Raw genomic sequence first — 11,474 nt, forward strand, 5'->3', positions numbered from 1 at the left:
GGACGTCAGACGGTCCGCTGGACGCGCATCACGCGGCGGCGCAGCCAGAATCGCCTGCCCCCGCCGCGGTAAATGCAGCTGCGGTGCAGCTCCCACTTGCCGTACTCAGCGCGCTCCCGGATGAGCCGCCGCGCGTCGGATACTGAATCGCCGGGGTTCACGGACACTACGAGATATTCGTAGTCCCGGAAGTTCACGTCTGGCCGGAGACCGCCCGGCCGAAGAATTTGTTCGCGCATATCCCTCCAATTTTGCCTGCTTTACCGCTAACGTCTAGGGCATGAGCATAGATCCGCACGTCGCGCTGCAATCACTCATGGCCGCGCTCGAAGAGCACCTGACGGCGGCTTCCCAGCGCCGCGGGGACAAGGACCCGCTGGTTGAGACAGCCTATCTGGCCGTGGCGGATGCCTTTGAGGTTTATGAAGAGGTCCTCTACGACGCGTACGGCGAGGTTACTCCGCTGGAAATCTACGAAGATGACGAGGACGAATTCGACGGCGGGTTCGTCGACGACGGCGAAGGCGTCGACGACCGGTCATCCGGGGTCCAGCCCGGGCCGTAGACCCCGGACTGTGACACGGGACGCACCCGGAGGCCGCTCCGGGCTGCGGCGCACAGCCAAACCGTGGCTGTGGCCTAGAGTTCTATGTTGTGAATTGGTTTGAAGCGCTCTTCCTTGGTCTCATCCAGGGCCTGACAGAATTCCTCCCCATCTCCTCCAGCGCCCATCTGCGCGTAGTGGGTGAGCTGCTGCCCGGCGCCCAGGACCCGGGTGCCGCGTTCACCGCCATTACCCAGCTGGGAACAGAAACTGCAGTGGCGGTCTATTTCTGGAAGGACATTGTCCGGATCATCAAGGCGTGGATCGGGTCGCTGGCCGGCCGCGTTCCGCGCAGCGACCCGGACGCACGCATGGGCTGGCTCATCATTATCGGCACGCTGCCCATAGTGGTGCTGGGCCTGCTGTTCCAGGACCAGATCGAAAGCACGTTCCGCAGCCTCTGGATCGTTGCCACCATGCTGATCGTCTTCGGCGTCATCCTTGCCGTGGCGGACGCCGTCGGCAAGCAGCAGCGCACGCTGGATAAGCTCACCTACAAGCACGGCATCCTGTACGGGTTCGCCCAGGCCCTGGCGCTGATTCCCGGCGTCAGCCGCTCCGGCGGAACCATCACCGCCGGCCTGTTCATGGGCTACACCCGCGAAGCGGCCGCCCGGTATGCATTCCTCCTGGCCATCCCCGCCGTGTTCGGCAGCGGACTCTTCCAACTGGTCAAGTCACTGGATGAGCCAATGGTCTACGGCGGATGGGAAACCGCCGGCGCCACCCTGGTGGCATTCATTGTGGGCTTCATCATCATCGGATGGTTCCTGAAATACGTCTCGACGCGCGGTTACGGACTCTTTGTCTGGTACCGCATCCTCCTCGGCGTCGTGATTTACCTCCTGCTCGGCTTCGGCGTGCTGAACGCCTAGCAACGGAAAGTAGAGTTGAACCTGTGATCGCGTGGAAAAGCTCCCCCCTGCCCGTCCTGCCCGGAAACTCTCCGGAACTGGCCCTCTTCGATTCGGCCCTGCGCCGGACCGTTCCCGTCCGCACGGGAGGTGAGGCCAGCCTGTACGTCTGCGGAATCACCCCCTACGACGCAACGCACATGGGGCATGCATCCACCTACGTGGCCTTCGACCTCCTGAACCGGCAGTGGCGGGACTCCGGCAACACCGTGCGCTACGTGCAGAACGTGACGGACATCGATGATCCGCTGCTCGAGCGGGCCAATGACCGCGGCCTGGACTGGCGTGCGCTGGCCCAGGAACAGACACAGCTGTTCCGCGATGACATGGAAGCCCTGAACGTCATCGCGCCGGATCACTACATCGGCGCCGTGGAGGCCATCGAGTGGATCGTGCCCGTGGTGGAGGACCTCCTGCGCCGCGGCATTGCCTACCGCGTTCCCGGGGAAGGCAGCGAGCCCGACGGCGACGTGTACTTCTCCGTTGACGCAGCGTCCGGCCTCGATGCCGGCGATGACGCATGGCAGCTCGGCGCGGTATCCGGGCTCAGCCCCGAGGACATGCTGCCGCTCTTCGCGGAACGCGGCGGGGATCCGCTGCGTCCGGGCAAGCGCAATGCCCTGGATCCGCTGCTGTGGCGCGTTGAACGCGCCGGAGAGCCGTTCTGGGACGGCGCATCGCTGGGATCCGGCCGGCCCGGCTGGCACATTGAATGCTCCGTCATCGCGCAGCGTTTCCTGCCGGCACCCTTCACCGTGCAGGCGGGCGGCTCGGATTTGGTCTTCCCGCACCATGAGATGAGCGCGGGACATGCCTACGCCTGCACCGGAACGCCGCTGGCCCGCCACTACGCGCATGCCGGAATGGTTGGCCTGGACGGGGAAAAGATGAGCAAGTCCCTGGGCAACCTCGTGCTGGTCTCATCCCTGCGCGCCCAGGGCACCGATCCCGCGGCGATCCGCGCCGTCCTGCTGAGCCACCACTACCGCACGGACTGGTTCTGGACTGCCGAACAGCTGACCGCGGCAGAGGAACGTTTGACCTTCTGGCGGAGCGCCCTGCCCGTGACCGGACTCGCCCGGGCCGAACAGATGCTCGCAGACGTCCGGGCCGCGCTGGCCCGTGACCTGGATGCCCCGGCGGCGTTGGCGGCCGTTGATGCCTGGGCCGCTGCGTCGCTGGAAGCTCCCGCCGCGGACCGCAGCACCGATGCCGCGGATCTGGCGGGATCAGCGGTCAACGCGCTCCTGGGAATCCGCCTCTAGCTAGTCGCGCCGGCGGCGTTTGAGATACCGCTCGAATTCACGGGCAATCGATTCGCCGCTGGCTTCTGGCAGCTCAGCGGTGTCCTTGGCTTCTTCCAGCTGCCGCACATAGGCGGCTATCTCCGGATCCTCGGTCGCCAGTTCATCCACTCCGCGCTCCCATGCATCGGCCTCCTCGGTCAGCAGCCGGGTGTCCAGCGGTGCCTGCAGGAGTTCCTCAATGCGGTGCAGCAGCGACAACTGGGCCTTGGGGGACGGGGAGTGCCCCACATAGTGGGGCACCGCCGCCCACAGGGAAACTGCCGGAATGTCCGCCAGTCCCGCCATCTCGGCCAGGACTCCCACAATGCCGATGGGTCCCTCGTAATGCGAGGCCTCCACCTTCAGGTCCTCGCGCAGGTCCCCGTCCTCGCAGGTGACCGTCACCGGAATGGGCCGGGTATGCGGCACGTCGGCAAGCAGCGCGCCGGCCAGGACAATGCAGTCCACGCCCAGTTCCTTGGCGAGGGCAATCAGCTCGGCCGTGTAGGCGCGCCATTTGTACGAGGGTTCAATTCCTGACACGAAGATGACGTCCAGGTTGCTGTCCGGCACCTCGGCGCGGGAAATGCGGGTGGTGGGCCACTTGATCCTGCGCTCTCCGGAGGCAAGGCGTTCAATGACCGGGCGGGTGAACTGGAAGTCGTAGTATTCATCGGCGTTCAGGCTCGCAATTTTCTCGCTTTCCCAGAACATGCTGAGGTACTTCACCGCATCGCTGGCGGCTTCGCCGGCGTCGTTCCACCCTTCAAAGGCAGCAAGCATGACGGTGGTGCGTTCCTGGGTGCCGCCGAAAAAATCCTGGAGACCAAGGGGCGGGTTTTTGTCGGTATTGCTCACAGACTCACCATATGCCCAGCACGCCGCGCTGTCAGGACCGGCCGCAGCCCTGCACCGGAGCCAAAGTAAACCCGGGGCCCGGCACGCCCAGTAGACTGGTACGCATGTCTTCCACAGCCCCGGCACCCCAGGAAACCGAACCCGCAAACGGCCCGCTCCAAGCGGTGCTGTGGGACATGGACGGAACCATCGTGGACACGGAACCGTACTGGATCCAGGCCGAGAAGGACCTGGTCCACTCCTACGGAGGTTCCTGGACCACATCCGACGCCGAAGCCATGATTGGCCAGGCGCTCACTTTCAGCGCCGGACTGCTGCAGAGCGCCGGGGTGCCGCTGACCGTCCGCGAAATCATCGACCACCTTATTTCCCGGGTCGCCGAGCAGGTCCGCCGCGAGGTGCCCTGGCGGCCCGGTGCCCGCGAACTGCTGGCTGAGCTCGCCGGGGCCGGAATTCCCTGCGTCCTGGTGACCATGTCCGAAGCCGTGCTGGCCGAAGAGGTCAGCAAGCGCCTGCCGGCCGGGACCTTCTCCTTCCTGGTCACCGGAGACATGGTCCAGCAGGGCAAACCGCATCCCGAGCCGTACCAGCTGGCGTTTGACCGGTTGGCCGCCCAGGTTCCGGGCCTGTCCAAGGACCGCGTCGTCGCCATTGAGGATTCCCTTCCGGGCGTGACCTCCGCCCGCGCGGCAGGACTGGTGACCCTCGGCGTTCCCCACTTCCTGCCGCTGCCTCCGGACGAGGGCCGGCATGAGTGGGAGACCCTGGCGGGTAAAACGGCAGCGGATCTGGCATCGCTGGTGTCAGCCTCAGTTTCCGGGGCTGCCTGGTGAGCACCGGCCGCGGAGCCGACACCCCCACTCCCGTCCGGCGGGACGGCATCCCGCTCGGCCGGATTGCCGGCGTGCCCGTGTACCTGGCGTACTCCTGGTTCATCATCGCGGCCGTGATTGTGTTCTTTTTTGGGCCACTTGTCGGACGCAACTTCCCGTATCTGGGGGCCGGCGCGTACGCCGTCGCGCTTGGCTACGCCGTCCTGCTCCTGGTCAGCGTGCTCGTCCATGAACTGGCCCACGCGCTGACAGCCAAGGCATACCGCTGGCCGACGGCGAAAATCGTCCTCACGCTGTGGGGCGGGCACACGCAGTTCGGAAACGTACGCTCCACCCCCGGGCCCTCGCTGCTGGTGGCGCTGGCCGGGCCGGCCGCAAACTTCCTGCTGGCGGCGGCGGGATGGCTTCTCCTCCTGGCGGTGCCGCTGCCCCCGGTGGGGGAGCTGCTGACGGAAATCCTGATCTGGGCCAATGTCCTGGTGGCCATCTTCAACATCCTCCCGGGGCTTCCGCTGGACGGCGGACGCATTGTCGAGTCCGCCGTGTGGAAGGCCACCGGATCCCAGGACCGGGGCACCGTGGCTGCCGGGTATGCCGGGCGGATCATCGCCGTCGCCCTTGCCGCCGCCGTCGTCCTGCCGCCGTACCTGCGCGGGGAAAGCCCTGATTTCCAGGTTGTCCTGCTCACGGCGCTGATCTCGGGATTCCTCTGGATGGGAGCCGGAGCCAGCATCACCAACGCCCGGCTGCGGCTGCGGCTGCCCTCCATCAGCGCCGGTGCCCTGATGACTCCCGCCGTTTCGGTTCCGGCCTCATCGCCGGTGTCCGCGGCCCGGGAGCTGCTCGCCGCCCATGCCGGCTCATCCCTGGTGATCACCGCGGCAACCGGTCAGCCGTGGGCGGTTGCGGACACCGGAGCCTTGGCGCAGGTGCCGGCGCAGCTGGCCGCCACCACGCCCGTTGACGCGGTGGCCCGGCCCCTCGCTCCCGGCGCCTACGTCCCGGCACCCGCCGCGGGTTCTGAACTCGTGGAGTATCTCGCTAAACTGCAGGGCAGTGAGTACGCGGTGATCGACCGCGACGGCGGGGTAGTGGGACTGCTGACACAGGCCGCCGTCCTGGCCGCCATGAACGCCAAACCGGATAAGCGCCGCACCGCCTGAGCCGGTTTCAGGACTACGGCGCCGGTTCCGCCTGGAACGTGGAAAGCCCGGCTGCGGGGCCGACGTCCTGATTATGCCGGGCGCCCGCTCCAAAAAACTTCACCCCCATCAGCACCACCCCGATCCAAAGGAACGTTACCCATGAACTCGGACACTCCGGGCCAGACTGCCGCTACAGCTCCCCATGGCGCCAACCACCGCAGGGGAGAGCTGCGTCCGGGGGAGCGCGTCCAGCTCACCGACGAAAAAGGCCGTCACAGCACCATTACCCTGACCGAGGGCGGCGCCTTCCACACGCACCGCGGATACCTGTCCCATGACACGATCATCGGCAAGCCCGAAGGCACCATCGTCACCAACACCACCGGCCAGCAGTACCAGGTGCTCCGCCCGCTGCTCTCGGACTTCGTGCTGTCGATGCCGCGCGGCGCGGCCGTGGTCTATCCCAAGGACGCCGGCCAGATTGTCACCATGGCTGATATCTACCCGGGCGCACGCGTTGTTGAAGCCGGGGTTGGATCCGGAGCGCTGAGCATCTCGCTGCTGCGCGCCGTGGGAGACCACGGCTCGCTGCATTCCTTCGAGCGCCGTGAAGAATTTGCCGACATTGCCCGAGGCAACGTGGAAACGTTCTTTGGCGGACCGCATCCGGCCTGGAACATTACGCTCGGTGACTTCCAGGAGGAAGTTGTCCGCACCGAGGAACCCGGCAGCGTGGACCGCGTGGTCCTGGACATGCTCGCACCCTGGGAATGCACGGATGCCGTGGCCACCGTCCTGGCCCCCGGCGGTGTCTGGATTTCCTACGTCGCAACGGTCACGCAGCTTTCCCGCACCGCAGAGGCCATCCGCGCCGACGGCAGGTTCACCGAACCGGACGGATGGGAATCGATGGTCCGCGGCTGGCACCTGGAAGGCCTCGCGGTTCGGCCCGACCACCGCATGGTGGCCCACACCGGCTTCCTGCTCACGGCGCGCCGCCTCGCCGAGGGAGCAACCGGCCTGGTGGCCAAACGCCGGGCCTCAAAGACCAACTTCAGCCAGGAAGACCTGAACGCCTGGACTCCGGCAGCCGTGGGGGAGCGTGAAGTCTCCGCCCACAAGCTCCGCCGGGCGGCCAAGGACGCCGCTTCGAAGATCCAGCGGGGTGCCCTGGAGAAGGCTGAAAAGTTCAGCGCGGATCAGGACGGTACGCCGGAAACCCCCTAGCCGCAATTAGGTTGGCGGATAACTGACGGGCTGGAAAGACAAGAGGTTCCAACCCGTGTGTTGCCCGCGTTGCTGGGCTATCGTCGATTCGATAGACCCTGCGCAACGTGAAGGTGGTCGTTACCATGGCTGAAGCAGAGAACACCGTCGATTCCGGGGCCGAAGATCCACGCGAATATTTCCGTGGGCCGTCCATTCCGAGCGCTGAAGCCCAGCAGTTGAGTGTGCTGCGGGACAAACTGCGTAACGTGGACCGGCAACTGTCGGCGCTGACCCATAACAATGCCCGCCTGGTGGCGATGCTGGAGACGGCTAAGGCGGAGATCATCCGCCTGAAGGATGCCCTCGAAAAGGAGGGCGCCACGCCCTTCAGCTTCGCCACCGTCATTTCGGTAAACCACCGGGTGCCGCCCAGCAGCGGCCGCACCACTACAGCCGCGGTCCAGGACAGCCTGGACATCATCCAGTCCGGCCGGAAGCTCCGCGTGTCGGTTTCTCCGCTGCTGGACATGAACCAGATCGTGGCGGGCCAGGAAGTGCTCCTGAACGAATCCCTGGTGGCGGTGGCGTCACTGGGATTCGAACGCAGCGGCGAGCTGTTCACCGTGAAGGAACTCCTGGGCCGGGACCGGTGCCTGGTGATTGGCCGGGCCGACGACGAGCGGGTGGTCCGGCTTAACGGTCCGCTGGAAACCGAACGGGTTCGTGTCGGTGACGCGCTCACGGTGGACACCCGGATCGGGTACGCGCTGGAGAAGATTCCGCGCAGCGAAGTGGAGAATCTTGTCCTGGAGGAAGTGCCGGACATTTCCTACTCCGACATTGGTGGACTTGGGCCGCAGATTGAGCAGATCCGGGACGCCGTGGAACTGCCGTTCCTGCATCCTGACCTGTACCGCGAACACGGGTTGAAGGCCCCCAAGGGGATCCTGCTGTACGGCCCTCCCGGCTGCGGAAAGACCCTCATCGCCAAGGCCGTGGCCCACTCCCTGGCGGCACGCGTCATGGAGCAGACCGGCTCCCTGGGCACCCGCAGCTACTTCCTGAACATCAAGGGGCCCGAGCTGCTGGACAAGTACGTGGGGGAGACTGAACGCCACATCCGGCTCATCTTTGCCCGTGCCCGGGAGAAGGCATCGGGCGGCAGCCCGGTGGTGGTGTTCTTCGATGAGATGGACTCCCTGTTCCGCACCCGGGGCACCGGCATATCCTCCGACGTCGAAACCACCATCGTGCCCCAGCTGCTGTCGGAGATCGACGGCGTGGAGAAGCTGGAGAACGTGATCGTCATCGGCGCTTCCAACCGCGAGGACATGATTGACCCTGCCATCCTGCGGCCGGGCCGCCTGGACGTGAAGATCAAGATCCTGCGGCCTGACGCCGAGGGCGCCGCGGAGATCTTCGCCAAGTACCTCACCCCCGACCTGCCGCTGCACCGCGAGGACCTTGCGGAGTACGGCTACGACCCGGAGATGACGGTGCGGGAAATGGTCCGGCGGACGGTGGAGAAAATGTATGCCGAAGACAAGTCCAACGAGTACCTGGAGGTCACGTACGCCAACGGTGACACGGAGATGCTGTACTTCAAGGACTTCAACTCCGGCGCTGTCATCCAGAACGTCGTGGACCGGGCCAAAAAGTACGCCATCAAGGACCTGCTGACCCTGCACCAGCGCGGCCTGCGGATTGAGCACCTGATGCGGGCCGTGGTGGATGAGTTCCGCGAGCACGAGGACATGCCCAACACCACCAACCCGGATGACTGGGCACGCATTTCGGGCAAGAAGGGCGAGCGCATCACCTACATCCGCACCATCATCCAGGGCAAGGCCGGGCAGGAACCCGGGCGCACCATCGAAACAACCGCCAACCCCGGGCAGTATCTATGAGCGTGCGCCGTGTGATGGGGACGGAAACCGAGTACGGAGTGCTGGCTCCCGCCCTGCCCGCCGCCAACGCCACGGTCCTGTCCAGCCAGATCATCAACGCCTATGCCGCATCCCGGCGCAGCGGCGTCGGAAACTTCTCCGGAACGCGCTGGGACTACACGGATGAGGCACCGCTGAACGACGCACGCGGATTCGCGGTGCCGCGCACCGCCGCTGATCCGACCCAGCTGACGGATGCCCCTCCGGTGCTGGACGCGGAGCAGATTGCCATGGAGGGAGGAGGCCCGGCGGCCCTCTACGGTGAACAATCCACGGACAACCCGGTGCTCATGAACATGGTGCTGTCCAACGGTGCGCGGCTGTACGTGGACCATGCCCACCCGGAGTACTCCTCACCTGAGGTAACCACCCCGCGCGATGCCGTGCTGTGGGACAAGGCCGGAGACGCCGTCGTGCTCGCCGCCATGCGCCATATCGCCTCGGCGCCCGGTTTTTCGCCGGTGAACCTGTACAAAAACAACACGGACAGCAAGGGCGCCTCCTACGGCTCCCACGAGAACTACCTCGTGCCCCGCAGCGTTCCGTTCGCAAACCTGGTCCAGGGACTGGTTCCCTTTTTTGCCAGCCGGCAGGTCATCGTCGGCTCAGGGCGGGTGGGCATCGGGACCAGCAACCAGCGGCAGGGCTACCAGCTCAGCCAGCGCGCCGATTTTTTCGAAGCCGAGGTGGGACTCGAAACCACCATCCGCCGGCCCATCGTCAACACCCGGGACGAGCCGCACGCGGTGGCCGAAAAGTACCGGCGGCTGCACGTGATTATCGGCGATGCCAACCTCAGCGAGGTGTCCGCGCTGCTGAAGGTGGGCACCACCTCCATTGTGCTGTCCATGATCGAGGCCGGCACCGGCCCCGGCGTCGAGCTGAGGGACCCGGTGGGGGCACTGCAGCTCATCAGCCACGATCCAACCCTGGAGCAGCTCGTGGAGCTCAAGGACGGCCGGATGGTCACCGGGCTGGACCTGCAGGAAATATATCTGGAAGCCGCAGCCCGGCACTGCCGCAGCCGCGGGGCCGACCCCGAAACCGAGGACATCCTCAGCCGGTGGACCTCCCTGGTGGGCACCCTCAAGCGGGACCCGATGGAAGCCGCCGCGCAGGTGGACTGGGTGGCCAAACTGCGGCTGCTGCAGGCCTACCGCAACCGTGACGGGCTGGCGTGGTCCGATGCCCGGCTGCACCTGGTCGACCTGCAGTACTCCGACATGCGGCCGGAGAAGGGACTGTACTACCGGCTGGCCGCGCGGGGGCAGATGGAGCGGATCCTTACCGATGAGGAGATCGCCCGCGCTGTCCACGAGCCTCCGGACGACACCCGCGCCTACTTCCGCGGCAAGTGCGTCAGCCGCTTTCCGCATGAAGTGGTGGGAGCGAGCTGGGATTCCATCATCTTCGAGCTGCCCTCGCACCGCCGGCTGCAGCGCATTCCAACCCGCGAACCGCTGCGCGGAACCCGGGCGCTGACCGAGGAACTGTTTGCGGCTTCATCCGATGCGGAGGATTTTGTCGCCAGACTCCTGACCGGTCCCGAACATAGCGTGGCACCATAGGACTAGCAGTCAGCTTCAGGACCTGGCAGGACCCGTCAGGACCCGTCACATGGCCGGAATCCGGCCAGGAGAGGCAATGATCATGGCAACCCAGGACCAGAAAAACACCGCACCCCGCACCGAGGAAGAGCAGCTGGAGGACACGGCCCCTCCGGCCGGCGCTGAAGCGGGGGCATCGGCCCAGACCGAGGGCGTGGATGACCTGCTGGACGAGATTGACGGCGTGCTGGAAAACAACGCCGAGGAATTTGTCCGGGGCTTCATCCAGAAGGGCGGACAGTAGCGGATGACCCACCGGGACCCTGCAGCAGTTATCAATTCGGCGGACTCACCGTCCTTCAGCGACCACCTGGCCCGGCACCATCCCGATCTGCTGCCCTCCGCCCGCCGGCTGGGCGCGGCCCCGGCCGGATCGGCGTCAGCGGCGGCACCGCAGGCCACCACCATCGTGTCGCTGACCTATGCGGGCGGCGTGCTGATGGCCGGAGACCGGCGTGCCACCATGGGCAACATGATTGCCAGCCGGCACATCAAGAAGGTCTTCCCTGCGGACACCTACTCGGTGGTTGGCATTGCGGGCACCGCCGGGCTTGCGCTGGACATGATCCGGCTCTTCCAGGTGGAGCTGGAGCACTACGACAAGATTGAGGGCACCCCCATGAGCCTGGACGGAAAGTCCAACCGGCTCGCGGCCATGGTGCGCTCGAACCTGCCGCTGGCCCTCCAGGGCCTTGCGGTGGTGCCGCTGTTTGCCGGCTATGACACCGAACGCCACATAGGCAGGCTGTTTTCCTACGACGTCACCGGCGGCCGTTACGAGGAATACGAACACCACAGCGTGGGATCGGGCTCGGTGTTTGCCCGCGGAGCGCTGAAGAAGCTGTGGCGTCCCGGCCTTGACGAGGAACAGGCGGTCGCCGTCGCCGTCGAGTCGCTGTACGACGCGGCCGACGACGACTCCGCCACCGGAGGCCCGGACCTGGTCCGGCAGCTGTGGCCGGTTGTCTACGTGGTCAACAGCGCCGGAAACCGGGAAATACCGGAACGGGAACTGCAGATGATGGCCCGGGAACTTGTTGACCGCCGCTCCATCGCCGGGCGGGAGAGCTGA

12 protein-coding genes are annotated in these 11,474 nt (G+C 65.9%); 10 read left to right on the top strand and 2 right to left on the bottom strand.

All coding sequences use genetic code 11. The features are described 5' to 3' along the window. Positions 1–5: 5 nt before the first annotated feature. On the bottom strand, positions 6–239 hold the full coding sequence (locus AAE021_RS06090) for a DUF5703 family protein (RefSeq protein WP_342024723.1): 234 nt from the start codon (positions 237–239) through the stop codon (positions 6–8). Positions 240–280: 41 nt separating this feature from the next. Between AAE021_RS06090 and AAE021_RS06095 the strand changes: the two genes are divergently transcribed. The 3 genes from AAE021_RS06095 to mshC all read left to right on the top strand — a co-directional run bounded on the left by AAE021_RS06095 (position 281) and on the right by mshC (position 2,783). Continuing rightward, positions 281–565 carry a hypothetical protein gene (locus AAE021_RS06095; protein ID WP_342024724.1) on the top strand — a complete coding sequence of 95 codons (285 nt, stop codon included), beginning with the start codon at positions 281–283 and terminating at the stop codon, positions 563–565. An 89-nt stretch (positions 566–654) separates the two neighbouring features. Beyond that, positions 655–1,479 carry an undecaprenyl-diphosphate phosphatase gene (locus AAE021_RS06100; RefSeq protein WP_342024725.1) on the top strand — a complete coding sequence of 275 codons (825 nt, stop codon included), beginning with the start codon at positions 655–657 and terminating at the stop codon, positions 1,477–1,479. Positions 1,480–1,502: 23 nt separating this feature from the next. Continuing rightward, positions 1,503–2,783 (top strand): cysteine--1-D-myo-inosityl 2-amino-2-deoxy-alpha-D-glucopyranoside ligase, encoded by a 1,281-nt coding sequence (gene mshC, locus AAE021_RS06105; protein WP_342024726.1) that lies wholly within the window; start codon positions 1,503–1,505, stop codon positions 2,781–2,783. Here the strand turns inward: mshC and AAE021_RS06110 are convergent, their stop codons facing one another. Beyond that, complete coding sequence (locus AAE021_RS06110) at positions 2,784–3,662, bottom strand: PAC2 family protein (RefSeq protein WP_342024727.1); 879 nt, start codon at positions 3,660–3,662, stop codon at positions 2,784–2,786. It abuts the gene before it with no gap. 104 nt (positions 3,663–3,766) lie between these two features. On the opposite strand from AAE021_RS06110, the gene AAE021_RS06115 reads away from it, so the two are divergent. The 7 genes from AAE021_RS06115 (at position 3,767) to prcB (ending at position 11,474) form a co-directional block, all read left to right on the top strand. Beyond that, a complete protein-coding gene (locus AAE021_RS06115) occupies positions 3,767–4,495 on the top strand; it encodes an HAD family hydrolase (RefSeq protein WP_342024728.1) in 729 nt (242 codons plus the stop codon). After that, a complete protein-coding gene (locus AAE021_RS06120) occupies positions 4,492–5,658 on the top strand; it encodes a site-2 protease family protein (protein WP_342024729.1) in 1,167 nt (388 codons plus the stop codon). Before AAE021_RS06115 ends, AAE021_RS06120 begins: the two co-directional genes overlap by 4 nt. Positions 5,659–5,799: 141 nt before the next feature. Then, positions 5,800–6,867, top strand: coding sequence for a tRNA (adenine-N1)-methyltransferase (locus AAE021_RS06125; protein WP_342024730.1), 1,068 nt, complete (start codon positions 5,800–5,802; stop codon positions 6,865–6,867). A 125-nt stretch (positions 6,868–6,992) separates the two neighbouring features. After that, positions 6,993–8,756, top strand: a complete 1,764-nt coding sequence (gene arc, locus AAE021_RS06130) for a proteasome ATPase (protein ID WP_425362455.1) — start codon at positions 6,993–6,995, stop codon at positions 8,754–8,756. Continuing rightward, positions 8,753–10,363: a depupylase/deamidase Dop gene (gene dop / locus AAE021_RS06135; RefSeq protein WP_342024731.1), complete on the top strand. Its 1,611-nt coding sequence runs from the start codon at positions 8,753–8,755 to the stop codon at positions 10,361–10,363. Before arc ends, dop begins: the two co-directional genes overlap by 4 nt. 82 nt (positions 10,364–10,445) lie before the next feature. Beyond that, positions 10,446–10,646, top strand: a complete 201-nt coding sequence (locus AAE021_RS06140) for a ubiquitin-like protein Pup (protein ID WP_342025333.1) — start codon at positions 10,446–10,448, stop codon at positions 10,644–10,646. A gap of 3 nt (positions 10,647–10,649) precedes the next feature. Beyond that, positions 10,650–11,474, top strand: coding sequence for a proteasome subunit beta (gene prcB, locus AAE021_RS06145; RefSeq protein WP_342024732.1), 825 nt, complete (start codon positions 10,650–10,652; stop codon positions 11,472–11,474).

Origin of the sequence: Arthrobacter citreus (genome assembly GCF_038405225.1) — a bacterium.
GTDB classification, from domain to species: Bacteria; Actinomycetota; Actinomycetes; order Actinomycetales; family Micrococcaceae; genus Arthrobacter_B; species Arthrobacter_B citreus_A.